We start from the raw sequence: 24,038 nt of genomic DNA on the forward strand, positions 1-24,038 counted from the left end.
GCCCCGCGCGCGAGGAGGAACCATGTTCCGCAGCGAGTACGCAGACGTCCCGCCCGTCGACCTGCCCATCCACGACGCCGTCCTGGCCCGGGCCGCGGAGTTCGGCGACATCCCGGCGCTGATCGACGGCACCGACGGCACCACCCTCTCGTACGAGCAGGTGGACCGCTTCCACCGGCGCGTCGCCGCCGCCCTCGCCGAGGCCGGGGTCCGCAAGGGCGACGTCCTCGCCCTGCACAGCCCCAACACCATCGCCTTCCCGACCGCCTTCTACGCCGCCACGCGCGCGGGCGCCACCGTCACCACCGTGCACCCGCTCGCCACCGCCCAGGAGTTCGCCAAGCAGCTGACGGACTCGGCGGCCCGCTGGATCATCACCGTCTCACCGCTGCTGGACATCGCGCGCCGGGCCGCCGAACTCGCGGGCGGCGTACACGAGATCTTCGTGTGCGACAGCGCGACCGGACACCGCTCCCTGATCGACATGCTGGCCTGTTCCGCCCCCGAGCCGCAGGTCGCCATCGACCCCGCGCAGGACGTCGCCGCCCTGCCGTACTCCTCCGGGACCACCGGCACACCCAAGGGCGTGATGCTCACGCACCGGCAGATCGCCACCAACCTCGCCCAGCTCCACCCGGCGATACCCGCCGGCCCCGGAGACCGCGTTCTGGCGGTTCTGCCCTTCTTCCACATCTACGGCCTCACGGCCCTGATGAACGCGCCGCTGAGGCAGGGCGCCACCGTCGTCGTCCTGCCGCGCTTCGACCTGGAGCAGTTCCTCGCGGCCGTCCAGCACCACCGCATCACCGCCCTGTACGTGGCCCCGCCGATCGTGCTGGCCCTGGCCAAGCACCCGGCCGTCGCGCAGTACGACCTGTCGTCGCTGAAGTACGTCATCAGCGCCGCAGCACCCCTGGACGCCCGCCTCGCCGCCGCCTGCTCCGAGCGGCTGGGCCTGCCGCCCATCGGCCAGGCCTACGGTATGACGGAACTGTCGCCCGGCACGCACGTCGTCCCCCTGGACGCGATGAACGACGCGCCGCCCGGAACCGTCGGCAAGCTCATCGCGGGCACCGAGATGCGCATCGTCTCCCTCGACGATCCCGGCAAGGACCTGCCCGCCGGCGAGTCCGGCGAGATCCTCATCCGCGGCCCCCAGGTCATGAAGGGCTACCTCGGCCGCCCCGACGCCACCAGCGCGATGATCGACGCCGACGGCTGGCTGCACACCGGCGATGTCGGGCATGTGGACGGTGGGGGAGGCTGGTTGTACGTCGTCGACCGCGTCAAGGAACTCATCAAGTACAAGGGCTTCCAGGTGGCCCCCGCCGAGCTGGAGGCCCTGCTGCTCACCCACCCGGGCATCGCCGACGCGGCCGTCATCGGCGTGTACGACGACGACGGCAACGAGATCCCGCACGCGTACGTGGTCCGCCGGCCGGACCGCACCGACCTGTCCGAGGCGGAGATCATGATGTACGTCGCCGAGCGCGTGGCCCCCTACAAGCGGATCCGGCACGTCACCTTCATCGACGGCGTCCCCCGGGCGGCCTCCGGGAAGATCCTCCGCCGACAGCTCAGGGAGCGGGCATGACCCTGATAGGCAGGGCACGCGCGCGTGCCGTGGAAACCCTCACCCTCGACTCGCCCCACACCCGCAACGCCCTGTCGGCGGCCCTCGTCGGCGAACTGGCCGAGGCCCTCGCGGACGCCGGCCGGGACCCCGGCGTCCGCGCGGTCGTCCTCACCCACACCGGCAACACCTTCAGCGCCGGCGCGGACCTCAGGGACCCGCCGCCCCCCGAGGCGCTGGTCACCCTGCTCCGCCGCATCATCGACCTGCCCAAGCCGGTCGTCGCCCGGGTCACCGGCCACGTCCGCGCGGGCGGCCTCGGCCTGCTGGCCGCCTGCGACATCGCCGCCGCCTCCACCGAGACCACCTTCGCCTTCACGGAGGTCCGCATCGGCGTCGCCCCCGCGGTCATCTCCCTGCCGCTGCTGCCGCGCACCGACCCGCGCGCCCTGTCCCGCTACTACCTCACCGGCGAACGCTTCGGTGCCGCCGAGGCCACCGCGACCGGCCTGCTCACCACCCACGCCGACGACGTCGACACCGCACTGGCCCCCATCCTCGACGGCCTGCGCAGATCCGCCCCCGACGCCCTGGCCGAGACGAAACGGCTGCTCACGGCTAGGGTGCTGGAAGCCTTCGACCGGGACGCGGCCGTCCTGACCGCGCTCTCGGCCCGGCTGTTCTCCTCCCCGCAGGCCCGCGAGGGGATGACGGCCTTCCTCGAACGACGGGATCCGGCATGGGTGGTGTGAGGACATGGGCGGTGTGAGCACGGTCGACCGCGCGGACAGAGACCGTGCGGAGCGAGTCCCCAAGCAGGACCGCAGCCGGGCCACCCGGCAACGGCTCCTGGAAGCCGCCGTGTCCTGCCTCGCCGAACACGGCTGGGCCGGATCCACCGTCTCCGTCGTCGCCGAACGCGCCGGCGTCTCCCGCGGCGCCGCCCAGCACCACTTCCCGACCCGCGAGGACCTCTTCACGGCGGCCGTCGAGTACGTCGCCGAGGAACGCTCCACGGCCCTGCGCGCCCTGTTCCCCGAGGGCGCGGCCGGAGACCGGCACGCCGTCGTCGCGGCCCTGGTCGACCTCTACACCGGACCGCTGTTCCGCGCGGCCCTCCACCTCTGGGTGGCCGCCTCCAACGAGGACCAGCTCCGCGCCCGCGTCACCGAACTGGAATCCCGCGTGGGCCGCGAAACCCACCGCATAGCCGTCGACCTGCTGTCCGCCGACGAATCCGTCCCCGGCGTCCGCGAAACCGTCCAGGGCCTCCTCGACATGGCCCGCGGCCTGGGCCTGGCCAACCTCCTCACGGACGACACGGCCCGCCGGGAACGGGTGGTCGAGCAGTGGGCGGGGCTGCTGGAGGGGGCGCTGGGCAGCCGTTAGGGCGTACCCGCCCGGGGATGGCCGCTCAGGGACTGAGCCGCTCCACGCGCCAGCTCCCGTCGGCCCGCTCCACGTACCGCAACCGGTCGTGCAGCCGGTTCTCGCGGCCCTGCCAGAACTCCACCGTCTGCGGGGCCACCCGGAAACCGCCCCAGTGCGGCGGCACGGGCACCTGCTCGCCCTCGGGATAGCGGGCGGCCAGTTCGGCGTACGCCCCGTCGATGTCCGCGCGGGTGGCGATCACCGAGGACTGGGCGCTGGCCCACGCCCCGAGCTGCGATCCGTGCGGCCGGGTCCGGAAGTACGCCGCCGTCTCGTCCCGCCCGGTCCGCCGCGCCACCCCGGTCACGATGACCTGCCGGGCCATCGGATGCCAGGGGAACAGCAGCGAGACGTACGGGTTCTCCGCCAGGTCACGGGCCTTGCGGGAGTCGTAGTTCGTGTAGAAGACGAAGCCCTGCTCGTCGAAGTGCTTCAGCAGCACCGTGCGGGAGCTGGGCCGGCCCTCGGCGTCGGCCGTCGAGACGATCATGGCGTTGGGCTCGAACAGCCCGCCCTCCGTCGCGGCCTGCTTGAACCAGCGCGCGAACTGCTCGACGGGGGTGGCGGCCAGCTCGTTCACGGAGAGGCCCTCGGCCCGGTACTGCTTGCGCATCGAGGCCAGGTCGAAGGGGACGGCGTCGCGGTCGGTCACCCGGTCATCTTGCCGTATGGACGGTGTCCTTCGTCACTGCCTGGCACTCAGTGCCGTGAACCCTCCCCAACGGTGGCACTCGGGGATATCGTTTCCGTGCCGTTCCGGTTGGGTGACCGCCGGCCGCACGGGGCATCACAGGGGAGACCGTCCGGGACCGCGAGTCGCCGCACACGACCGTGGATCCTCAGGACGGCCGCCCGCTTCGCAAGCTGACTGACACATGGTTCGTTCGCCCCACCCCACATCACACCATCTGTCACTTACATCACGAGGAGCCGCCTGATGTCCGACTTCGTACCCGGGCTCGAGGGAATCGTCGCGTTCGAGACGGAGATCGCCGAGCCGGACAAGGAGGGCGGCGCCCTGCGTTATCGGGGCGTCGACATCGAGGACCTCGTCGGCCACGTCTCCTTCGGCAACGTCTGGGGCCTGCTCGTCGACGGCGCCTTCAACCCGGGCCTGCCGCCCGCCGAGCCGTTCCCCATCCCCGTCCACTCCGGCGACATCCGCGTCGACGTCCAGTCCGCGCTGGCCATGCTCGCGCCCGTCTGGGGCCTGAAACCCCTCCTGGACATCGACGCCGAGCAGGCCCGCGAGGACCTGGCCCGGGCGGCCGTCATGGCCCTGTCCTACGTCGCCCAGTCGGCCCGAGGCCAGGGCCTGCCGATGGTCCCGCAGCGCGAGATCGACAAGGCCCACTCCGTCGTCGAGCGCTTCATGATCCGCTGGCGGGGCGAGCCGGACCCCAAGCACGTGGCGGCGGTGGACGCGTACTGGACGAGTGCCGCGGAACACGGCATGAACGCGTCCACCTTCACGGCCCGCGTGATCGCCTCGACCGGCGCGGACGTCGCCGCGGCCCTGTCCGGAGCGGTCGGCGCGATGTCGGGCCCCCTCCACGGCGGCGCCCCCTCCCGAGTCCTCGGCATGATCGAGGAGATCGAACGCACGGGAGACGCCGAGGCCTACGTCAAGAACGCGCTCGACAAGGGCGAACGCCTCATGGGCTTCGGCCACCGCGTCTACCGCGCCGAGGACCCGAGGGCGAGGGTCCTGCGCCGCACCGCCCGCGAACTGGGCGCCCCCCGCTTCGAGGTCGCCGAGGCCCTGGAGAAGGCGGCCCTGGCGGAACTCCACGCCCGCCGCCCCGACCGGGTCCTGGCCACCAACGTCGAGTTCTGGGCCGCGATCGTCCTGGACTTCGCCGAGGTCCCCGCACACATGTTCACCTCGATGTTCACCTGCGCCCGCACGGCCGGCTGGTCCGCCCACATCCTGGAACAGAAGCGCACGGGCCGCCTGGTCCGCCCCTCGGCCCGCTACACGGGCCCCGGCTCCCGCAGCCCCCGCGAGATCGAGGGCTACGAGGACATCGCCCACTGACCCGTCCCACCCACGGCCTCACCCCGCTCGGGGTGAGGCCGTGGCGCACGTCTCACCCCGTGAGCCGGTCCAGCTCCTCCCCGATCGCCTCCCGCAACGGGCCGTGCCGCGCCCCGAGCGCATAGCGCTCCTCGCTCCACATCTCCCGCGGATAGAGCCACACGGGCAGCCGCACGAGATCCTCGGGCTCCCAGTCGTACCGCGGCCACACATGCGCGTGCAGGAACCCGTCGGCGTTCCCGAGAATCTCCAGATTGACCCGCCGGAACCCCGACTCCACCCGCCGGCAGGCCCGCTCGACGGCTTCCCCCAGCCGCTCCATGTCCCCCAGAAACGCCAGCCGCCTGCTCCGCGGCAGCTCCGACAGCCGCTCCACCAGGGGATCATCGGTCAGCAACACCGAGTAGCCAGGAAGAAACTGCACATCGCCGATCACCGCGAACCCGGCGTCCAGCCTCCGCATCACGGCCGGATTCTCACCCCGCAGGGCGCTGCCGATCCGGTCGTCGCGCCACTCACCCACCACCGTCGCCCCCTCGAAAACGCAGACGACCCGCGAGCCTGGTCCTCCAAAGGAGGGCCGGCCGGACGTACCGGCGGCTCGCGGGTCGGGTGACTGCTGGAGATTGGGCCGGCTGCACGCTTCTTTCACGTGCTGGTCCGGCACCGCACTGTGTGTGGTGTCGGGCCGCTAGCCCGCAGCCACCTCACGCGTCCGGTTCTCATACATCTGCCGAACCACCTCCCTTCTCGTGTACCTGGAACCCTAAGAAGCCATCGGGCCTCGGATCAACCGTTTTTTTGAGACCTTGACCCCATGACGCGACGACAGGCGATTCTCAGCGGTTCGGTGTTCGAGGAGCGGATCGGGTATGCCCGGGCCGTGGTGGACGGGGACTGGGTGCATGTGTCGGGGACGACCGGGTTCGACTACGCGGGCATGACCATCTCCGACGACGTCGTGGAGCAGGCCGAGCAGTGTTTGCGGAACATAGGGGACGCGCTGGAGAAGGCGGGGTGTTCGTTCGCGGACGTCGTACGGGTGCGGTACCTGCTGCCCGAGCGGGAGGACTTCGAACCGTGCTGGCCGGTGCTGCGGGCGTGCTTCGGCGAGGTGCGGCCGGCCGCGACGATGATGGTGTGCGGGCTGGCCGATCCCCGGATGAAGATCGAGATCGAGGTGTACGCGCGCCGCGGGAGTGGTACTGGGGGTGTGGCGTTGATCGACTGAGTCCGCGGCAGGCCGCCGTCAAGGCGTTGACGTGGGGATCGCCGCCGTACAACGATTCCTTCAATGTTGTGGGAACTTGGTGTGCGCTGGGTCACGTTCCAGTTGAATGATTGCAAGTAGCGAACCGACGTGACGTACGTGCGGACGCAAGCCTGCAGGGGGTCCAGGTGAGTGCTTCCCGGCGTAGTGGGACCACTGACGAGCTGGGGCCGGACGAGCCCGAGCGGGACGGTTCGGACGGCTCGGATCTGCTCGCCGCGCTGCTGGACGGCATGGACGCGGCGCTGTGCGCCTTCGACGCCGACGGGGTCGTGACGCACTGGAACCGCGAGGCCGAGCGGATTCTTGGCTGGAGCGCGGACGAGGCCGTGGGGCGACGGGGCCTGGCCGGGTGGGCCGTGCGCAGCGCGGACGCCGAGGAGGTCGAGGGGCGGCTGATGTCCGCCATGCACGCGCCGGGGCGCCAGGTCCACGAGTTCGCGCTGCTGACGAAGGACGGCGGGCGGGTCCTCGTACGGATGCAGTCGGCGGCCGTGCGGGGTACGGACGGAAAGCCCGCGGGTGTGTACTGCGCCTTCAGCGAGGTGCACACGCAGATCGATCTGGAGCGGTCGATCGCCCTCAGCGAGGCGCTGTTCGAGGACGCCAGCTGGGGTGTCGTGCTCGTGGACGTCGACCTGCGGCCCGCCGTGGTGAACGCGCACGCGGCCCGGGCGCTGGGCACGGGGCGTACGTCTGTGCTCGGGCGGCCGCTCGGGGAGCTGCTCACGCAGGGTGTGGAGGAGCTGGAGAGCGCGCTTCAGCATGTGCTGGCGGAAGGCGCGCCGCCCGCGCCCGCCGAGGTGTGGGTGACGGTGCGCGCGGCCGAGGGGGAGCGGCGGCGGTGCTGGCGCAGCGGTTTCCTGCGGCTGGCCTCGCCGCTCGCGGAGGAGCCGGTTCCGCTGGGTGTCGGCTGGCTGTTCCAGGACGTGACGGAGGCCAAGCAGAGCGAGCAGGAGGCGTCGCTGCTGCGGTTCCGCACGCAGCAGCTGCACCGGGCCTCGCGGGCCGCCGCCGAGTGCGAGGACCCGGCGGAGGCCGCGACGATCCACCTGGACTTCGCCCTGGCCGGTTTCGCCGACCACGCGCTGATCGACCGGGTGGCCGGCGGCGCGATCGGCGACGCGGAGACCGAGGGGCCGGTCCGGCTGGTGCGGGTCGCCGAGACGCCCTCCGGCGCGCCGGGGCCGAGCAAGCTCGCCGACCGCGCGGGTCTGCCCGTGCGGTACGCCGAGGGGCATCCGGCCCTGCAGTGCGTGGAACGCGTCGGCGCGCTGCGGGCGAGCGCGGGCACCGTCCCGCCCGAGCAGGCCCGGGAGTGGGCGCTGGCCCGCCAGTGGCCGCCGGACGCCGTGCACGCCCTGTGCGCGGTGCTGCGCAGCCGGGGGCGGACGCTGGGCGTCGTGACGTTCCTGCGGGGCGCGGGGCGCAGCGCCTTCGAGCGGTCCGACGCGATGTACGCGGAGGACGTGGCGGTCCGGATCGCCGCGTCGCTGGATCTCGCGGGGCTGTCGGACGAGGAGTGAGCGGCGGTCAGTGCCGGTAGAAGATCCGGTCCCGGTACTGCTCCATGACCCGGGCGTTCCAGTCGTGGCCTCCGTCGACGTTCCCGGAGCGCAGCAGGGGCGGTTCGACGCCGCGGTCGGCGAGGGTGGCGGCCGTCGTCGCCATGACGGCCTGGAGGAGGGCGGAGGTGACGACCGTGGAGGCGGGGGCGAAGGGGGCGGGGACGTTGTCGAGGGTGAGTTCGGCGTCGCCGACGGCGATCTTCGAGTCGAGGACGAGATCGCAGTGGTCCTTGAGGTACGTCCCCGAGGCGTGTCGCGACATCGTCTCGGAGGCGTACGCCACCGATGTCACGCCGATGACCCGCACGCCCAGGGCGCGCGCGTGCAGGGCCATCTCCACGGGAAGGGCGTTGCGCCCCGAGAGGGAGATGATGATCAGGGCGTCGCCCGCGCGGAGCGGGGAGCTGTCCAGGACGGCGCTCGCGAGGCCGTCGACGCGTTCCAGGGCGGAGCCGAGCGGCGCGGGCATGACGTCGACGCCGACGACACCCGGCACGGCCAGCAGGTTCATCAGGGCGAGACCGCCGGCGCGGTAGACGAGGTCCTGCGCGGCGAGGGAGGAGTGCCCGGCGCCGAAGGCGAAGAGACGGCCGCCGCTGACGACGGTGTCGGCGAGGAGCGTCCCGGCTGCCGCGATGCTGTCGGCCTCCTCGTCGCGGACCCGCCGCAGCAGGCCGATCGCGGCGTCGAGGAACTGGCCGGCCGGCGCGCGGTCGCTCATACGGGGTCCCTTCGGGCTGGGCTGGGGCCGAGTGTCGCGCATCACGGTGCGGTCTGGACCAGTGCGGTGTCAATACGGCCGTGAAAGGCTCCTCCGTACCCCGTCGCGGGCCCGGACTAACCTTCGCTTTCCCTCCCGCGGCACGGTTGTCGGTGGTATCCGGCAGAATTGAGTGCAGGGCCAGCGCACACGCCGGTGAGCCGTCCAGCCTCCGGCAGATCTCACTCGAGGGGCACGTATGTCCGGACTGATCGACACCACGGAGATGTATCTCCGCACCATCCTCGAGCTGGAGGAAGAGGGCGTGGTCCCCATGCGCGCCCGTATCGCCGAGCGGCTGGACCAGAGCGGGCCGACGGTCAGCCAGACCGTGGCACGGATGGAGCGCGACGGCCTGGTGTCCGTCGCCAGCGACCGGCACCTGGAGCTCACCGACGAGGGCCGTCGTCTCGCCACGCGCGTGATGCGCAAGCACCGTCTCGCCGAGTGTCTGCTCGTCGACGTGATCGGCCTGGAGTGGGAGCAGGTCCACGCCGAGGCGTGCCGCTGGGAGCATGTGATGAGCGAGGCCGTTGAGCGCCGCGTCCTGGAGCTGCTGCGGCACCCGACGGAGTCGCCGTACGGCAACCCGATCCCGGGTCTGGAGGAGCTCGGCGAGAAGGACGGCGCCGACCCGTTCCTGGACGAGGGCATGGTGTCGCTGGCCAGCCTCGACCCGGGCGCCGAGGGCAAGACGGTCGTGGTGCGCCGGATCGGCGAGCCGATCCAGACGGACGCGCAGCTGATGTACACGCTGCGGCGCGCGGGCGTGCAGCCCGGCTCGGTGGTGAGTGTGACGGAGTCGGCGGGCGGTGTGCTGGTCGGCAGCGGTGGCGAGGCGGCCGAGCTGGAGTCGGACATCGCCTCCCACGTGTTCGTCGCCAAGCCCTGAACCCGGCCCGGGACGCGGACCAGGACCCGGTCCAGGAACCGGCCCGGGAGGCGTTCCGGAACCCGGTCCCGGGGTCCTCGCCAACTCGCGTTGCCCGTGGGGTGGTTGTGGCGTTGGCGTGATCCCGTCGAATCCGGTATTCAGTCCGTCGAATGGCAGCGCCCGCTCGTTTCCCGTGCGACGCTGTCGCGTGAGGCATATGACCTGAGGGCTCTTGGCCGCGGCTCGACAGCGATGTCACCCGGCCGGGGAGGGGGCGCGAGGATGTGCCGTGGAGAAGCGGAGGGCCCCGGCGCCGTGTGGCGCCGGGGCCTGTCCTCCCCTGTGCTGACCCGGAGCCCCGAGCTCTCAGGGTCATTCCCCGCGGACCGGTTTCCCCGAGCGGTCCGCCCCCCGCTGAAGATCTCCCCTCGGCCGGGGCGATCAATCCTTGAGGGCGGTCACTCGAACGAGGGGTGTTGTCCGCGAGAACGGCATCTTCGAATGACCATTCGATAATCTGCGAGTGACGTACCGACCGGAACGTGCGCTACAGGGATGTGTGCTCCGGCAGGAACGGCAAGGAACCACAAGAACCACAAGGAACGGCAACAGGCACAGCAGGCAGAACACGGTTCACAGGACCGACCGGCCCGAGACGGCCGCGGTCCGCGCGAAGCTTGGGGGGTGCCAGGACATGGCGCGACGCATCGACGTGACCGGGACGGGCGGCGTACGCCTCGCGGCCTGGGAGTTCGGCGACCCGCCCAAGACCGATCCAGCCGGATCCGGGCCGGCGCGGGACGTGCCCGACGGCTCCCCGGGCGTGCTGTTACTGCACGGCCTCATGGGCCGCGCCTCGCATTGGGCGTCCACCGCCCGCTGGCTCTCCGGCCGGTACCGGGCGGTCGCCCTCGACCAGCGTGGCCACGGCCGCAGCGACAAGCCCCCGCAGGGCTCCTTCACGCGTGACGCCTACGTCGAGGACGCCGAGGCCGCCCTCGAACAGCTCGGCCTCGCCCCGGTCGTCCTCATCGGCCACGCCATGGGCGCGCTGACCGCCTGGCAGCTCGCCGCCAAGCGCCCCGATCTGGTCCGTGGCCTGATCATCTGCGACATGCGGGCCTCCGCGCTCGGCGCCGCCTCGCAGCGCGAGTGGGACCAGTGGTTCAAGTCCTGGCCGCTGCCGTTCGCCACGCTCGCCGACGTCCGCAAGTGGTTCGGCGAGGACGACCCCTGGGTGGAGCGGCCCAACCCGGCCCGCGGCGAGTTCTACGCCGAGGTGATGGCCGAGTCCCCGGACGGCTGGCGTCCGGTCTTCGACCCGGAGCAGATGCTCCGCTCCCGCGAGACGTGGGTGTACGACGCGCACTGGGAGGAGCTGGCCCAGGTCCGCTGCCCCGCCCTGGTGGTGCGCGGCCTCGACGGCGAACTGGGCCGGGCCGAGGCCCAGGAGATGGTCCGCGTCCTGCCCCGCGGCCAGTACGCGGAGGTGGCCGACGCCGGCCACCTGGTCCACTACGACCAGCCGGAGGCCTGGCGCGCGGCGATCGAACCGTTCCTGGACGCCCTCAGCGCCGACTGAGGCCCCCTCAGGCCCCGCGTTCACCCCTTGCTGACCGCCGTCAGGATCTCCGGCAGCCGCCGGGCCGTCTGCGGAGCGGCGAGCCGCAGCCCCGCCGCCGTGAGCGCCGCCGCGTAGCCGGTGCCCACCGGCAGCAGCAGCCACGCCCAGTCGTCGCCGTCGGCGCTCAGGTTCAGCCAGATCGTGAGCGCGATGACGGGCGCGCACAGCAGCGCGGCCGCGATCATCCCGCCGAAGATGGAGATCCAGGCGAGCCCGGTCTGCCCGGGGGCGACGTTCTTGTAGCCCTCCTGCGGGATGGAGTAGGGGAAGCGGGCCGATGTCCACGCCCCCGTCGCGAGCATCGCGCCGAGCAGCGCGAAGGACAGCCCCAACGCCTCGGGCAGCCGCCGCCAGTCGCCGAGCATGGCGGTCGTCACGACGGTGACGAGCGTGGCGTACGGCAGGGTGATCAGCAGCAGGGCCAGGGCGCGGGCGCGCAGCTCGACGTAGGCGTCGCGGGTCGACGAGATCGTCATCGCGACCATCCAGAACGCCGAGGTGTCCTGCCCGAACTGGTTGTACATCTGGATGCCGAGCATCCCGGCGGCGAAGCAGGCGAAGTACACGGACCCGGTGCCCTGCCAGGCGTTGAACACGGGCACGATCAGCCCGATGGCCAGCGAGGTCACCCAGGCCGCCTTGGTCTTGGGGTCGCGCCACACGTACCGCAGACTGCGCTCCATGACCGTCCCCGTACGGCCCGCCGGCAGCAGCCGCCCGAGCCCGGTCGACGTCCGCTCGCGGGCGGCCGACTCGGCGGCCGGCAGCGTCGACCCGTCGGGCGAGGTCATCAGCCGGGTCAGATGCCGCGACCACACGGCGAGCAGCGCGGCCAGCGCGCCCGCCGTCAGCGCCAGTTGCGCGAGGGCGCGACCGTACGCCCCCTCGCCCACCGCGTGCACGGCCCCGACGGCCGACGCGGGCGGCACCCACCGCAGCACGTCCGCCACCGGGTCGAGCTCACCCAGCCCCGACGCCCCGAGCCGCTGCGCACCGAAGTTGACGACCTGCGCCCCGATCGCGATGACGAGCCCGCTCAGCACCGCGAGGTCCCGCCCCTTGCGGCTGGCCAGCAGCCGTACGTTGGCGGCGGCCACCGCCCGCGCGAGAGCCACGCACACCAGCAGCGCCAGCCCGACGGCGACCACGCCCACCGCGAACGCCGCCCCGCCCCGGGCCACCGCGACCACGGAACCGACCAGCAGGCACAGCGTGAACAGCGGACCGATGCCGACCAGGGACGCCACGAGCAGCGCCCGCACCAGCGGCCGGGGCCGCAGCGGCAGCATCACCAGCCGGGTCGGATCCAGCGTCTCGTCACCGCTGGGGAAGAACAGCGGCATCACCGCCCAGCCGAGTCCCAGCACCGCCGCCGCCAGCACCACCAGCGACTCGACGTGCGCGTGCCCGCGCAGCGCGATCAGACCGATCAGCTGCAGCACGGCGAACAGCAGCGCACACACCGCCGACGCGATGTAGGCGGCCTTCCGTCCGCCGGACTGCCGCAGCCCGTTGCGCAGCAGCGACAGCTTCAGCCGTACGAAGACCGGGGTGATCGCGGCGTCGCTCACCGGGACCCGCCGCCCAGCCAGTCGAGATCGGACCCGGCGTCCCGGCTCTGCGCCCCGACGAGCTCCAGGAACGCCCGCTGCAACGAGGGCGCGTCACCCCGCACCTGAGCCAGCGTGCCGTGCGCGCGGATCCGCCCGGCGGCCATGACGGCCACCCAGTCGCACAGCGACTCGACGAGCTCCATGACGTGGGAAGAGAACACGACCGTGGCGCCGGAGGCGGTGTACCGCTCCAGGACGCCCCGGATGGTCTGGGCGGAGACGGGATCGACGCCCTCGAACGGCTCGTCCAGGAACAGCACTTCGGGATTGTGGAGGAGAGCCGCGGCGAGCCCGATCTTCTTGCGCATGCCGGTCGAGTAGTCGACGACGAGCTTGTGCTGCGCCCCCGCCAGATCGAGGACGTCGAGGAGCTGCGTGGCCCGCTTGTCGACCTCGGCACCGGGCAGTCCGCGCAACCGCCCGGTGTACGCCAGCAGTTCCCGCCCCGACAGCCGCTCGAACAGCCGTAGCCCCTCCGGCAGCACCCCGATCCGCGCCTTCACCTCGACGGGGTCCCGCCACACGTCGTGCCCGACCACCTCGACGGTCCCGTGGTCGGGCCTGAGCAGCCCGGTCACCATCGACAGCGTGGTGGTCTTCCCGGCCCCGTTCGGCCCGACAAGCCCGATGAACTTGCCCGCGGGCAACTCCAGATCGACCCCGGCAACAGCGACCTGCTGCCCGAACCGCTTCCAGAGCCCCTGCACACGCACAGCACTGGATCCCACCGCGTCTCCCTCCGTCACCTTGAACCCTACGGTGGTGTCTTTCAGGGGCGCGGGGCTCTGCCTGATATGCGGCTCCGCCGCGTGGTCGCGATCAACCACGAACGACCCGCAGCCGCTACACAACGGCAACAAGGCAGACGAACGGGCGCCTAACGATCCCTACCGCACGCATAAGCCAACGGCGAGATCAACTCCTCCGCATCCGGCAGCCACCGATTCGAAGGCGTAGGCCGGCAGGCCCACTGCACAGCCCCCCGAGACCCGAAGCGCGTGGGCGGCGCAGCCACGTACGCACCCTCACCCAGCACCGTCAGATCCAGCGACGACAACGACCACCCCAGCTTCCGCACCAGATCAGGCACCTTCACAGCGGCCCCCGGCAGCACGAAGAACTCCATCCGCCGATCCGGCGTGAGCGTCACCGGCCCCAGCGTCAGCTCCATCCGCTCCATCCGCGCCAGCGCGAGAAACCCGGCGGTCTCCGGCACGGAGATCGCGTCGAACGTACGCCCCGTCGGCAGCAGGATCGACGCCGTCGGCTGCTTCTGCCACATCCGCCGCGCGACGGTCGCACTGCCCGTCGCCTGCGACTCCCAGTCCGGGCGCGCCGGGTGCGATCCCGGGGCCGGACACGCGGCGTCACCGCAGGAGCAGCGCTGAGCGCCGTCGGTGGCTTCCAGCCAGGTGCCGGGGAAGACGTCCCAGTGGCGCTCCTCGGCGTAGCGGACAGCGGTCTCCAGCGGCGATTCCCCGCGCTGCTTCGGGATCTGAGCGGCTTCGGTGCCGGCGATGGTCTCTTCCACGATGAACACAACTCTGGTCGTCACCAGGGGTTACGCCTGCTCGCGTGCGCGGGGAGGAGCATCGCCCCTGGCGTCGGGGCGCATGGGTGCATGTGCGGGGGCGCGCAGGAGGATCCGTGGCCGGGGCCGGGTAGCCACGAGGGGGGCCGGCAACAGCCGTTACCCCGGCAATCCTCACATGCCTCGCATTTTCACCTGGTCGGCGGGGCATTGATCTTCACGGCCGGAACTCTTCGCTGGGACGCGGGGGCCCGGCCGCGGAAGACACGTCAACTCGGTGCGTGGGCAGGCACCGCAGCCACAGGGGGTTACGCCATGGCCGCAAGGCCGCTCGTCGCCAGGCAGCCGAACGAACGGCTCCAGGCGCTCATCCAGGAAGCCGGATGCTCCAACGCCGGCCTCGCCCGCCGGGTCAACATGTGCGGTGCGGAGCACGGCCTCGACCTGCGCTACGACAAGACGTCGGTGGCGCGCTGGCTGCGCGGGCAGCAGCCACGGGGACGGGCACCCGCGATCATCGCCGAGGCGCTCGGCCGCAAGCTCGGCCGTACGGTCACGATCGACGAGATCGGCATGGCCAACGGCAAGAACCTCGCCTCGGGCGTGGGCCTGCAGTTCTCGCCGACGGTACTGGGGGCCATCGAGCAGGTCTGCGAGCTGTGGCGCAGTGACGTGGGGCGGCGTGACTTCCTGTCCGGCTCCTCCGTCGCCGCGTCCGCGCTGGTCGAGCCCAGCCGCGACTGGCTGATCTCCGCACCCGACGGCCAGGTGGCGCGCTCCGCCGGGCCGCGGGTCGGGCAGTCCGACGTGCAGGCGGTGCGGGCCATGACGCAGGCGCTGGTGGATCTCGACCACCAGTACGGCAGCGGGCAGGTCCGGCCGGTCGTCGTGCACTACCTCAACAGCGTGGTCTCGGGGCTGCTGGCGGGGTCGTACCGGGAGGCGGTCGGGCGGGACCTGTTCGCCGCGGTGGCGCGGCTGACCGAACTCGCCGGATACATGGCCGTGGACACCGGGCAACCCGGTCTGGCCCAGCGCTACTACATCCAGGCGCTGCGGCTGGCCCAGGCGGCCGGGGACCGGGGCTACGGCGGGTACGTGCTCGCCGCCTCCATGAGCCATCTCGCCGCGCAGCTCGGAAACCCGCGGGAGATCGCGCAGTTGGCACGGGCGGCGCAAGAGGGGGCGCGGGGGCGCGTGACGCCGCGCGCGGAGTCGATGTTCCACGCGGCGGAGGCGCGCGGGCACGCCCTGCTGGGCGACGCGCGCGCCGCCCAGTCCAGCGCCGGGCGCGCGGTGAGCGCCCTGGAGGCGGCCGACCCGGACACCGGGGACGACCCGGCGTGGATCGCGCACTTCGACGAGGCCTACCTCGCCGACGAGTTGGCCCACTGCCACCGGGATCTGGGGCAGGCCGAGGCGGCGGCGCGGTGCGCGCAGGAGTCGCTGGCCGGGCATCCCGAGACGCGGGCGCGCCGCCGGGCCATCGGTTATGTGCTGTTGGCCACGGCGCAGGTGCAGCAGCGCGAGATCGAAGAGGCGTGCACCACGGGCATGAAGGCCGTCGAACTGCTCGAGGGACTGCGCTCCAACCGGGGTGCCGAGTATCTGGAGGACTTCCAGCAGCGACTGGAGCCGTACCGGGAGGAAGCGGTGGTCAGGGAGTTCGGGGCGCGGCTCGACCTTCAGACGGCGGCGTGAACACAGGGGCTGCGGATGCGTGAACGTACGGGAACGGCCGCTTGACGCGAAGGAGGTGACGGGGGCGGCGTGCCGTGACCCGGTTTTGTTACCGCGCTCACAGGGCAGGAGGTCGCGTCCTGTGCTGCGTGGCACGGGGCTCAGGGGACCCGGTAGCGTGACCCGACGATTCACAAGGTCCCCCATTAGTAGGAGTCCCGGTGACGCAGAGTGGACAGGGCGAGGAGCCCTCGGCGCGCCCCGCGCGCGAAGGCATCGTGCTGCCCTCCGACGGTGGCGAGCCCCTGCTGCCGGGCATGACGGGCGGACCCGGTGACGCGCCCGCCGGCCGCCGGTCCGGCCCGCCCCCGACCGGCCAGGCCCCGGCCTCCGCCCCCGCCGAGGGGCAGACCTGGGGCCAGCCGTGGGGCCCCGACCAGCAGCCCCCGCCCGCGCAGCCGGGCCAGAGCTGGCAGTCCCCGCCGCCCCAGCCGTGGACGGAGTCACCGGCATGGGACGCCCAGCACCCCGCCCCCGGCACACCGGGCCCGGGCGAGCTGCCCCCAGAGGGCACCCAGCCTCCGAACCCGTACGCCGGCACCTACGGCCCGCCCGCGGGCGGAACCCCGCTCCCTCCGGAGGGCGCGTACGGCTCCGTCGGCACGGCTGGTTCACACCCGGGGAACTCCCATGCCGGGGCAGCGGGCCCCCAGGGGACCGCCGGGTACGGCACCGGCCCTGCCGCGCAGCAGCCGCAGCAGGCTGACGCGTACGGATCCGGATCCTCCGGTGGGCAGTCGCCGCAGCAGGCTGACGCGTACGGGTCCGGGTCTGCCGGTGGGCAGTCGCCTCAGCAGTCCGGTGCGTACGGATCCGGATCCTCCGGTGGGCAGTCGCCGCAGCAGGCTGACGCGTACGGGACCGGGTCTGCCGGTGGGCAGTCGCCGCAGCAGGCTGACGCGTACGGGTCCGGATCCTCCGGTGGGCAGTCGCCGCAGCAGGCTGACGCGTACGGGACCGGGTCTGCCGGTGGGCAGTCGCCTCAGCAGTCCGGCGCGTACGGGTCCGCAGGTGGGCAGCAGCCGCAGCAGGCTGATGCCTACGGGCGCGGCCCCGCGGGCGGGCAGCAGCCGCAGCAGTCCGGTGCCTACGGGTCCGGATCCCCTGAGGGACACCAGCCGCAGCAGTCCGGCACGTACGGGTCCGCCGCTGGGCAGTCGCCGCAGCAGGCCGATGCGTACGGGGCTCCGGCCGGGGGTGCCCTGCCCCCGGCCTCCGGTGCGTACGGGTCTGCCGGTGGGCAGTTGCCGCAGCAGAATGATGCCTACGGGCCTGCCGGGGGGCAGTCGCCGCAGCGGAACGACGCGTACGGGGCCGCTGCCGGGCGTGCCCCTCTGCCCCCGGCCGTCGACGAGGGGGCGACCCAGTATCTGCCGCCCGTCGCCGCCGGCCCCGCCGATGAAGGGGCGACGCAGTACATACCCCCGGTGGGCCCGGGCGCGCTGCCACCCGAGATGCCCGCCGAGCAGGACTCCGAGGCGACGCGGTTCCTGGGGACCGGGCCGTTGCCGCCCGCCTCCAACGGGCCCGCCTCCAACCCGGACGCCGAGGCTACGCAGTACATCGCGCCGGTGCCCGGCGGGGGCCAGCAGCCGCCCGCCGGGTTCGAGAACCTCTTCCGCAGCGAGTCCGGCGCCGAGAGCTCGGCCGCGGCCACCCAGCAGATACCCCGCTTCGAGCAGCCGGAGCCCCAGCCTTCCTACGCCCCGCCCGGCGGCGGACGGCCCGGCCGGGGTGGCCGGACCGGCTCGCGCGTGCCCGTCATCGCGGCCGTCGGCATCGGCATCGCCGTCCTCGGCATCGGCGCCGGCGCGCTCCTCGCCGGCGGCGGAGGCGGTGACGACGACGGCGGCGACAACAACAAGACCGTGGCCGCCTCGGCGCCCGCGACGGACGGTTCCGCCTCGCCGTCCGCCGACCCGGCCCGCGCGCAGGCGGTCGAGCTGGACAAGCTGCTCGCCGACAGCGGCAACAGCCGCAGCACGGTGATCAACGCGGTGGCCGACGTCAAGGGCTGCGACAACCTCGCCCAGGCCGCCAAGGACCTGCGCGACGCGGCCAAGCAGCGCAACCAGCTGGTCACCCGGCTCTCCGGCGTCACGGTCGACAAGCTGCCCGACCACGCCGCGCTGACCACCGCCCTCACCAAGGCGTGGCGGGCCTCCGCATCGGCCGACAACCACTACGCGGCCTGGGCCGACCAGACCGCGGGCAAGAAGGGCTGCAAGAAGGGCCAGGCTCGCGTCACCGGCCAGACGCAGGCCGGCAACCGGGCCAGCGGTGTCGCGAGCACCGAGAAGACCAAGGCGGCCCGGCTGTGGAACGGCATCGCGAAGACGTACGGCCTGACCGAGCGCCAGCCCACGCAGCTGTGAGGCGACCGGAACCCAGCAGGTGACCCAGTAGTGACCCGGTAGGTGACTCAGTAGTTCACGTCGGCGTTCTGAAGGGTCCTCGTCGTGTCGACGAAGCCCTTCCGCGCCGACACCAGCCGTCCCTCCCGCACCACCTGAAGGGTCACGTTCGCATTGACCAGGCGCGGGAAGCCGGCGGCGGCGAGCTTGTCCTGGAACCGCCACTGGAGCGTCGGCGTGAGCCCGCCCGTGTCGATCCGGAGGCCGTCGTCGAGGGCCTCCGTGACCGTGTCGGCGGTCACCTCACCGCCGCCGAGCGACTCGACGACCTTGTGGAACGCGGTGTAGGCGATCCAGGTGGTCTGCACTCCGGCGTCCGCGGGGTCGATGCGGTTGTCGTCGAAGGCCTCCTCCTTGATCACCCGCTTCATCGCGTCCCAGCGGGGATCGCTCGCCACCGGGTACCAGCCGGTGATGTACGAGCCCTCGTACGGCCCCGACGCCCCGCCGGTCGCGTCGATCACCGTCTGGTCGACGCTGCCGAGCACGGTGGCCGTCCGTACGTCGGGATAGTCCTCGCGGGCCCGGCGGAAGGAGTCCATGAAGGTGCCGTTGCGGTCCCCGAGCGCGGGCACCACACACCCCGCGCTCCCCGGGTCCGCGGTCGTGGTGCGCAGTGCGAGGTCGGCCTGGCCGTCGTACTCGGTGGCGTCCTCCGCCGCCCGCTGGTCCCGCGCGGGCTTGTGCCCGCCCGCCGTCAGGCCGGAGTCCAGCAGCGGGGGCAGCTGGTCGCCCGTGATGGTGTCGGGCCGGATCAGCGTCACGGGCCCGCAGTCACCGGCGAGCGCGCTGCCGAGCCCCGCGAGCAGCGCCGGCTGGCCGCCGTTGACGGGGTAGGACAGCGGGCTGGTGAACTCGGCGTTGGTGATGCCGTAGCCGCCTATGTACGGGATGCCCGCGCCCTCCAGCGACGGGAAGAACGAGTCGGCGTACTGGCTGTAGGATCCTACGACCGCGACGGCGTTCTCCTTGACGGCCCGTCGGGCGCACTTGGCGGCGGCCACGCTGTCGTTGTGATCGTTGCAGGTCAGCACGTTGAGCTTGCGGCCGTCGATCCCGCCGTGGGCGTTGACCCAGCGGGCGTAGGCGCGGGCGAAGGCGGGCATGCCGGGCTTGTTGGTGGCTTTGGTGTCCTGTGGCGCCCAGGTCATGACGGTGATCGGGTCGTCCCCGGCATCCCCCGTGGTGCCGGGCACGACTCCGCAGCCGGCGAGGAGCGAGGCGCACGCGACCGCCGTGCCCGCGGAGAGGACGCCGGATCTGGCGTGACGGGTGAAGAGGCCGGGGAGGAATGTGCTGCGCTTGCGTCGCCTGCCGGTCATGACTCCGCACGATTCCGCCACATGACTAACCCGTGAGTGACCTCCGGTCAACGATCGGTGACACGCAGGTGAATTGCAGGGGTCGGTGTGACCGATGTGAAGGGGAACGTACGATCGATGACCGTGCAAGCTTCGGAGAACTCTTCCCGTCGTGGCCGTCGCTCATCCACCATGGGCGGCATGCCTGTCAACGACATGCCGTGGTGGCGCTGGCGCAGCAACGTGCGCTCGGCGCTGCACATGCTCTCCGATCCCGTGTTCCAGCGGGACGTCTGGCTGGCCGGCGTGGACGGCTACGGCGACGTGACCGACGCGGTGTACCGGCTGGTCGAGGACACCTGGCTGGACCACTGGTCCGCCGAGAAGTACGTCGGCACGATCTTCCGCGACTCGCAGGAGGCGGCCCTCGTCGACACCGCCGTGCTGCGTGTGCTGCGGATCATGCACCAGGTGGGGCCGGACGCGCCGGTCGCCGCGTACCTCGAGCACCAGGCGTGGCCCGACGCGGTCCAGGCGGCCCGGGACGCGCATGTCCGGCTGGCCGTGAGCGACGGCGACGAGCCGGACGCGCCGCCGCGCAGCCTGGAGGTGCTGCGGATCATGACGAGGTCCGCGTAGCGGGACGATTGCCGGTGGTCTCGCACCTTGTGGGACCCTGTCCTGCATGAACGAGCAGTCCACCAGCGCCGCCGCCCCGGCCGACCAGTACGTCCTCACCCTCTCCTGTCCGGACAGGAAGGGCATCGTGCACGCCGTGTCGAGCTATCTGTTCATGACCGGCTGCAACATCGAGGACAGCCAGCAGTTCGGCGACCACGACACGGGACTGTTCTTCATGCGGGTCCACTTCTCGGCCGAGGCGCCGGTGAGCCTGGACAAGCTGCGGGCCAGCTTCGCGGCGATCGGTGACTCCTTCCAGATGGACTGGCAGCTCAACCGGGCCGACGAGAAGATGCGCATCCTGCTGATGGTCAGCAAGTTCGGGCACTGCCTGAACGACCTGCTGTTCCGGGCGCGGACCGGGGCGCTGCCGGTGGAGATCGCCGGTGTGGTGTCCAACCACACGGACTTTGCGGAGCTGGTGGGCTCGTACAACATTCCCTTCCACCACATTCCGGTGACGAAGGACACGAAGCCGGAGGCAGAGGCCCGGCTGCTCGACATCGTGCGGGAGGAGGGTGTCGAGCTGGTCGTGCTCGCGCGGTACATGCAGGTGCTGTCGGACGACCTGTGCAAGGCGCTCGCCGGGGGGATCATCAACATCCACCACTCGTTCCTGCCGAGCTTCAAGGGCGCGAAGCCGTATCACCAGGCTCACGCCCGGGGTGTGAAGCTGATCGGGGCGACTGCTCACTATGTGACCGCTGATCTCGATGAGGGGCCGATCATCGAGCAGGAGGTCGAGCGGGTTCGGCATGACGTGACGCCGGAGGGGCTGGTCGCGATCGGGCGGGACGTGGAGTGCCGGGCGTTGGCCCGGGCCGTGAAGTGGCATGCCGAGCGGAGGATTCTGCTCAATGGGCGGCGGACTGTGATTTTCGCCTAGGAGCTCGGGCGTTCCGGTTGTGTGGCGGGTGCGGGTGGGTTGTGGCTTGTCGCGCAGTTCCCCGCGCCCCTGAAAACCTCACATCCTGCTCAGTGAAGCCGCCGCGAACAGGACATCCCTGATCGCCTCGATGTCTCCCACCTGGCCCGCTGCCGCCTCCTGCGGGGGTACGTGGCCCGCTGCCAGGCGGCAGAACTCGACGCCGTCCAGGGCCACGTGGGCGACCTCGTGCTCGGCGGAGCCCTTCGCGGCGGGGGAGTCGAGGGGGATCAGCCACTCGCCGCCGCCCGAGCCCTCGATCTCCAGGCGGAGGCTGCGGCCCGGTTCGCCCGCTGCCACGAGATGGCGGTGGTGGGAGGGTGCGGCCAGACCGCCCCGGCGGCGGTCGGCCAGGGCGTTCGGCAGCATGCGGGCGGCCAGGTCGATCATGCGGTGCAGATGGCGCGGTGAGGGCGGGTCGTACGGGTAGTCGACCGCGTCCGCGATGTCCTCCGCGTGCACCCAGCACTCGAAGGCCCGGTCGAGCATCGCGTCGTGCAGGGGCAGCTCGAAGTCGCCGTACGGCACCGGCAGCCCGCCGACGCCGCTGCCCGTGAAGGACACCGTGCGGACGAGGTTGTGGCTCTGCTCCCGCCAGGGCGCCCGCACGGCACGGGTGGGCGGGAAGTGGGAGGCGCTCCAGTACGCCTCGGTGCGGGCCGCCGGGGTGGGCCGCCGAGACATGACGTCGCCCAGCGGGTCGTCGAGGCCCAGCGCGACCGCGACCAGCCCGTCCACGCTGAGCAGATGCGCGATGACGCCGGCGACGGTGGTACGGCGGCTCGTGGCCTCGTCGCCCCGGAACCAGCGCAGCCGTACCGGCGCGTGCCACTCGGCGTCGCCGAAGTCCTGGAGCAGGGCGTCCAGGCGCGCGGTCTCGGTGTCGTACGCGGCGGCCCAGTCCGGCACCGGGATGCGCGGCGGGCGGCGCTCCAGGCAGGACTCCAGGACCCGGGTGCGCAGGCCCGGGTCCAGGTCGAGGCTGTCGGGGCGTTGCAGCAGCCCGACCGCCTCGCGCAGCCGCCTGGCCTCGTCGGCGCACGCGCCGCACTCGCCGAGGTGTTCCTCGACGGCCGTGGCCTCCTCCGCCGAGCACGCGGCCAGTGCCCAGGCGCCGAGCAGGGCCTTCAGCACGGGGTGCTCGAACACGGGCCGTGCGAGCGGCGGCTGTGCGGACTCACCGGGATCCTCCAGCGCGGGCAGCGGCAGCCCGGTGTCCTCGACGGAGGCCCGGGGCGTGGGGATCCGCGGCGGGCGCACCGGTTCCTCGTCATCGCCGTCGTACGCCTCGAACCGGTCCGGCCCGTTCACCCCGCACCCCCGTGTCCGGGCGGTGCGCCGGGTGCCTCGGAGTCGTGGGCGGTGGCCAGGAGTTGCAGGCCCAGGCGGAGGCGGCGGCGGGCCTCGTCCTCGGTGATGCCGAGGTCGGTGGCGGTCTGGCGGTAGTCGCGGCGCTGGAAGTAGGCCCGCTCCAGGGCCGAGCGCAGCGGGACCGGCATGGACTGGACGATGTAGTCGGCGCGGGCGGCGACCGAGGCCCGGCGCACGGTGTGCTCCAGTTCCTCCGCGGTGCCGGAGCCCTCGCGGGCGAGCGCGGCGGTCTCGGTGGCGCGCAGGCGCTGGACGGCCAGGCGGTGGGTCAGCGTGGCGACCCAGGTGCGCAGAGGGCCCTGTTTCGGGTCATAGGTGTCCGGATGCTCCCAGACGTGGATGAAGACCTCGCGTGTGATGCCGTCGGCGGCGCGCTCGTCGCCGAGGACGCGGTGGGCGAGGCCGTGCACGAGGGAGGCGAACCGGTCGTAGAGCTCGCCGAGGGCGGCGGCCTCCCCGCGGGCGAGCCGCTGCTGCATCTTGCGGTCCCAGCGAGGCGGTACGTCCTTTTTCGCCATGCGGCCCCCTCACCCCCTGCTCGTGTCCCGCGCCCGTGCCCTGTCCAGCCTGTGTCCGACGTCTCCCCGAATGTAGTCGGCACGTCCGGTAGCGCACGCCCCTTTGTGGCAATGTGCGCCCCCTGACCGGCCGCAGGTGGTAGGGGGCCGCCGGGGCTCGCGCCGAGTGCCGTCGGGTCGCGCCTACCCAGCCCTCCACTGATCAGACCTGACTGAAGAGGATCGAACAGGAACGAAGTCGACTAAAACAAGCCTCTTCTGCGAGGGATCCGTTTTTCGGGTTGTGTTTCAGGGAACGGCCGCTGGGCAGCCGCGCTCAAGGAAGCGTAGGGACTGCTTCCGTTTTGGCGATCGAAGGGCGTGGTGGTGACCTTCAAAGTGACCGGCGGCGAGCAGGGCGAATGGGCCGTGCTCCAGGTGTCGGGCGAGCTGGATCTGGTGACGTCGCCGGTGCTGCGTCAGCGTGTGCACGACGCGGTGGCCGAGGGACACCACTGTCTTGTCCTCGACTTGTCCGAGGTGTTCTTCTGCGATTCCAGCGGCGTCGGCGTGCTCATCGCCGCCCGCCGGCTGATCCGTTCCTGCCAGGGCCGGCTGCGGCTGGTGCTGCCCGCCCGGGGCGCGGCCGACGGGTCGCATGTCAACCGAGTCCTCGGCGCGCTGGGCGTCCGCAGGCTGTTCGACGTGTACGGCGATGTGGACGCGGCCCTGGGCGACGAGGGCGAACCCCTGTCCGCGTGAGGAGCCGGTGACGCACGGTAGGGCGAGTGTTGCCGTTCCGACACGCCGTTGTCCCGGAATTCCCC

At 72.2% G+C, this 24,038-nt stretch carries 21 protein-coding genes and 1 pseudogene; 13 read left to right on the forward strand and 9 right to left on the reverse strand.

The features are described 5' to 3' along the window. Nucleotides 1-22 precede the first annotated feature (22 nt). Genes ACIBL4_RS32780 through ACIBL4_RS32790 form a run of 3 tightly spaced genes read left to right on the forward strand, consistent with a single transcriptional unit; the run spans nucleotide 23 to nucleotide 2,962 of the window. Nucleotides 23-1,594, forward strand: a complete 1,572-nt coding sequence (locus tag ACIBL4_RS32780; RefSeq protein WP_399415399.1) for a 4-coumarate--CoA ligase family protein — start codon at nucleotides 23-25, stop codon at nucleotides 1,592-1,594. Next, entirely contained in the window at nucleotides 1,591-2,325 is a 735-nt protein-coding gene (locus ACIBL4_RS32785) for an enoyl-CoA hydratase family protein (RefSeq protein WP_399415400.1), read from the forward strand. Before ACIBL4_RS32780 ends, ACIBL4_RS32785 begins: the two co-directional genes overlap by 4 nt. 4 nt (nucleotides 2,326-2,329) lie before the next feature. Continuing rightward, a complete protein-coding gene (locus ACIBL4_RS32790) occupies nucleotides 2,330-2,962 on the forward strand; it encodes a TetR/AcrR family transcriptional regulator (RefSeq protein ID WP_399415401.1) in 633 nt (210 codons plus the stop codon). Between the two features lie 25 nt (nucleotides 2,963-2,987). Here the strand turns inward: ACIBL4_RS32790 and pdxH are convergent, their stop codons facing one another. After that, a complete protein-coding gene (pdxH, locus tag ACIBL4_RS32795) occupies nucleotides 2,988-3,656 on the reverse strand; it encodes a pyridoxamine 5'-phosphate oxidase (RefSeq protein WP_399415402.1) in 669 nt (222 codons plus the stop codon). Nucleotides 3,657-3,941: 285 nt separating this feature from the next. Between pdxH and ACIBL4_RS32800 the strand changes: the two genes are divergently transcribed. After that, nucleotides 3,942-5,042: a citrate synthase 2 gene (locus ACIBL4_RS32800; RefSeq protein ID WP_399415403.1), complete on the forward strand. Its 1,101-nt coding sequence runs from the start codon at nucleotides 3,942-3,944 to the stop codon at nucleotides 5,040-5,042. Between the two features lie 52 nt (nucleotides 5,043-5,094). Here ACIBL4_RS32800 and ACIBL4_RS32805 read toward each other — a convergent pair whose 3' ends face one another. Beyond that, a complete protein-coding gene (locus ACIBL4_RS32805) occupies nucleotides 5,095-5,568 on the reverse strand; it encodes a diadenosine tetraphosphate hydrolase (RefSeq protein WP_399415404.1) in 474 nt (157 codons plus the stop codon). Nucleotides 5,569-5,859: 291 nt separating this feature from the next. Here ACIBL4_RS32805 and ACIBL4_RS32810 point away from each other — a divergent pair, with 291 nt between their 5' ends. Together ACIBL4_RS32810 and ACIBL4_RS32815 are read left to right on the forward strand one after the other, a co-directional pair. Continuing rightward, nucleotides 5,860-6,273: a RidA family protein gene (locus ACIBL4_RS32810; RefSeq protein ID WP_399415405.1), complete on the forward strand. Its 414-nt coding sequence runs from the start codon at nucleotides 5,860-5,862 to the stop codon at nucleotides 6,271-6,273. A 167-nt stretch (nucleotides 6,274-6,440) separates the two neighbouring features. Beyond that, entirely contained in the window at nucleotides 6,441-7,838 is a 1,398-nt protein-coding gene (locus ACIBL4_RS32815) for a PAS domain-containing protein (protein WP_399415406.1), read from the forward strand. A gap of 7 nt (nucleotides 7,839-7,845) precedes the next feature. Here ACIBL4_RS32815 and ACIBL4_RS32820 read toward each other — a convergent pair whose 3' ends face one another. Beyond that, nucleotides 7,846-8,601, reverse strand: a complete 756-nt coding sequence (locus ACIBL4_RS32820; RefSeq protein WP_399415407.1) for an SIS domain-containing protein — start codon at nucleotides 8,599-8,601, stop codon at nucleotides 7,846-7,848. A 238-nt stretch (nucleotides 8,602-8,839) separates the two neighbouring features. Here ACIBL4_RS32820 and ACIBL4_RS32825 point away from each other — a divergent pair, with 238 nt between their 5' ends. Beyond that, the gene (locus ACIBL4_RS32825; RefSeq protein ID WP_053671441.1) at nucleotides 8,840-9,532 is read left to right on the forward strand and encodes a metal-dependent transcriptional regulator; all 693 of its coding nucleotides are present in this window, start codon (nucleotides 8,840-8,842) and stop codon (nucleotides 9,530-9,532) included. Between the two features lie 676 nt (nucleotides 9,533-10,208). Further along, nucleotides 10,209-11,096, forward strand: a complete 888-nt coding sequence (locus tag ACIBL4_RS32830; RefSeq protein ID WP_399415408.1) for an alpha/beta fold hydrolase — start codon at nucleotides 10,209-10,211, stop codon at nucleotides 11,094-11,096. Between the two features lie 20 nt (nucleotides 11,097-11,116). Here the strand turns inward: ACIBL4_RS32830 and ACIBL4_RS32835 are convergent, their stop codons facing one another. The 3 genes from ACIBL4_RS32835 to ACIBL4_RS32845 all read right to left on the reverse strand — a co-directional run bounded on the left by ACIBL4_RS32835 (nucleotide 11,117) and on the right by ACIBL4_RS32845 (nucleotide 14,291). Next, entirely contained in the window at nucleotides 11,117-12,709 is a 1,593-nt protein-coding gene (locus ACIBL4_RS32835) for a transporter (RefSeq protein ID WP_399415409.1), read from the reverse strand. Continuing rightward, a complete protein-coding gene (locus tag ACIBL4_RS32840) occupies nucleotides 12,706-13,497 on the reverse strand; it encodes an ABC transporter ATP-binding protein (RefSeq protein WP_399415410.1) in 792 nt (263 codons plus the stop codon). Before ACIBL4_RS32840 ends, ACIBL4_RS32835 begins: the two co-directional genes overlap by 4 nt. Before the next feature lie 131 nt (nucleotides 13,498-13,628). Next, on the reverse strand, nucleotides 13,629-14,291 hold the full coding sequence (locus tag ACIBL4_RS32845; protein ID WP_399415411.1) for a bifunctional DNA primase/polymerase: 663 nt from the start codon (nucleotides 14,289-14,291) through the stop codon (nucleotides 13,629-13,631). A 306-nt stretch (nucleotides 14,292-14,597) separates the two neighbouring features. Here ACIBL4_RS32845 and ACIBL4_RS32850 point away from each other — a divergent pair, with 306 nt between their 5' ends. Next, nucleotides 14,598-15,983, forward strand: coding sequence for a transcriptional regulator (locus ACIBL4_RS32850; protein WP_399415412.1), 1,386 nt, complete (start codon nucleotides 14,598-14,600; stop codon nucleotides 15,981-15,983). Between the two features lie 896 nt (nucleotides 15,984-16,879). Next, nucleotides 16,880-18,397 (forward strand): annotated as a pseudogene (locus ACIBL4_RS32855) (hypothetical protein); the annotation flags it as partial. A 47-nt stretch (nucleotides 18,398-18,444) separates the two neighbouring features. On the opposite strand, the gene ACIBL4_RS32860 reads toward ACIBL4_RS32855, so the two are convergent. Beyond that, the gene (locus ACIBL4_RS32860; protein WP_399415413.1) at nucleotides 18,445-19,758 is read right to left on the reverse strand and encodes an ABC transporter substrate-binding protein; all 1,314 of its coding nucleotides are present in this window, start codon (nucleotides 19,756-19,758) and stop codon (nucleotides 18,445-18,447) included. A 117-nt stretch (nucleotides 19,759-19,875) separates the two neighbouring features. Between ACIBL4_RS32860 and ACIBL4_RS32865 the strand changes: the two genes are divergently transcribed. Both ACIBL4_RS32865 and purU read left to right on the forward strand, forming a co-directional pair. After that, on the forward strand, nucleotides 19,876-20,376 hold the full coding sequence (locus ACIBL4_RS32865) for a hypothetical protein (RefSeq protein WP_391077532.1): 501 nt from the start codon (nucleotides 19,876-19,878) through the stop codon (nucleotides 20,374-20,376). A gap of 46 nt (nucleotides 20,377-20,422) precedes the next feature. Further along, nucleotides 20,423-21,304 carry a formyltetrahydrofolate deformylase gene (gene purU / locus ACIBL4_RS32870; RefSeq protein ID WP_399415414.1) on the forward strand — a complete coding sequence of 294 codons (882 nt, stop codon included), beginning with the start codon at nucleotides 20,423-20,425 and terminating at the stop codon, nucleotides 21,302-21,304. Between the two features lie 78 nt (nucleotides 21,305-21,382). On the opposite strand, the gene ACIBL4_RS32875 is transcribed toward purU, so the two are convergent. Both ACIBL4_RS32875 and ACIBL4_RS32880 read right to left on the reverse strand, forming a co-directional pair. Next, nucleotides 21,383-22,654: a zf-HC2 domain-containing protein gene (locus ACIBL4_RS32875; protein WP_399415415.1), complete on the reverse strand. Its 1,272-nt coding sequence runs from the start codon at nucleotides 22,652-22,654 to the stop codon at nucleotides 21,383-21,385. After that, nucleotides 22,651-23,232 (reverse strand): sigma-70 family RNA polymerase sigma factor, encoded by a 582-nt coding sequence (locus ACIBL4_RS32880; RefSeq protein WP_399415416.1) that lies wholly within the window; start codon nucleotides 23,230-23,232, stop codon nucleotides 22,651-22,653. Before ACIBL4_RS32880 ends, ACIBL4_RS32875 begins: the two co-directional genes overlap by 4 nt. A 360-nt stretch (nucleotides 23,233-23,592) precedes the next feature. On the opposite strand from ACIBL4_RS32880, the gene ACIBL4_RS32885 reads away from it, so the two are divergent. Continuing rightward, nucleotides 23,593-23,973, forward strand: a complete 381-nt coding sequence (locus ACIBL4_RS32885; protein ID WP_020272191.1) for an STAS domain-containing protein — start codon at nucleotides 23,593-23,595, stop codon at nucleotides 23,971-23,973. The last annotated feature ends 65 nt before the right edge of the window (nucleotides 23,974-24,038 follow it).

Source organism: Streptomyces sp. NPDC050416 (assembly GCF_044458845.1).
Classification (GTDB): Bacteria; Actinomycetota; Actinomycetes; order Streptomycetales; family Streptomycetaceae; genus Streptomyces.

What these genes read in the sequence shown, in the direction of transcription:
- ACIBL4_RS32850 (WP_399415412.1), top strand. Translation starts at nt 14,598, where the DNA reads ATGGCCGCAAGGCCGCTCGTCGCCAGGCAGCCGAACGAACGGCTCCAG.
- ACIBL4_RS32810 (WP_399415405.1), top strand. Translation starts at nt 5,860, where the DNA reads ATGACGCGACGACAGGCGATTCTCAGCGGTTCGGTGTTCGAGGAGCGG.
- ACIBL4_RS32825 (WP_053671441.1), top strand. Translation starts at nt 8,840, where the DNA reads ATGTCCGGACTGATCGACACCACGGAGATGTATCTCCGCACCATCCTC.
- ACIBL4_RS32860 (WP_399415413.1), bottom strand. Translation starts at nt 19,758, where the DNA reads ATGACCGGCAGGCGACGCAAGCGCAGCACATTCCTCCCCGGCCTCTTC.
- ACIBL4_RS32880 (WP_399415416.1), bottom strand. Translation starts at nt 23,232, where the DNA reads ATGGCGAAAAAGGACGTACCGCCTCGCTGGGACCGCAAGATGCAGCAG.
- ACIBL4_RS32865 (WP_391077532.1), top strand. Translation starts at nt 19,876, where the DNA reads ATGACCGTGCAAGCTTCGGAGAACTCTTCCCGTCGTGGCCGTCGCTCA.
- purU (WP_399415414.1), top strand. Translation starts at nt 20,423, where the DNA reads ATGAACGAGCAGTCCACCAGCGCCGCCGCCCCGGCCGACCAGTACGTC.
- ACIBL4_RS32780 (WP_399415399.1), top strand. Translation starts at nt 23, where the DNA reads ATGTTCCGCAGCGAGTACGCAGACGTCCCGCCCGTCGACCTGCCCATC.
- ACIBL4_RS32785 (WP_399415400.1), top strand. Translation starts at nt 1,591, where the DNA reads ATGACCCTGATAGGCAGGGCACGCGCGCGTGCCGTGGAAACCCTCACC.
- ACIBL4_RS32790 (WP_399415401.1), top strand. Translation starts at nt 2,330, where the DNA reads ATGGGCGGTGTGAGCACGGTCGACCGCGCGGACAGAGACCGTGCGGAG.
- ACIBL4_RS32820 (WP_399415407.1), bottom strand. Translation starts at nt 8,601, where the DNA reads ATGAGCGACCGCGCGCCGGCCGGCCAGTTCCTCGACGCCGCGATCGGC.
- ACIBL4_RS32800 (WP_399415403.1), top strand. Translation starts at nt 3,942, where the DNA reads ATGTCCGACTTCGTACCCGGGCTCGAGGGAATCGTCGCGTTCGAGACG.
- ACIBL4_RS32830 (WP_399415408.1), top strand. Translation starts at nt 10,209, where the DNA reads ATGGCGCGACGCATCGACGTGACCGGGACGGGCGGCGTACGCCTCGCG.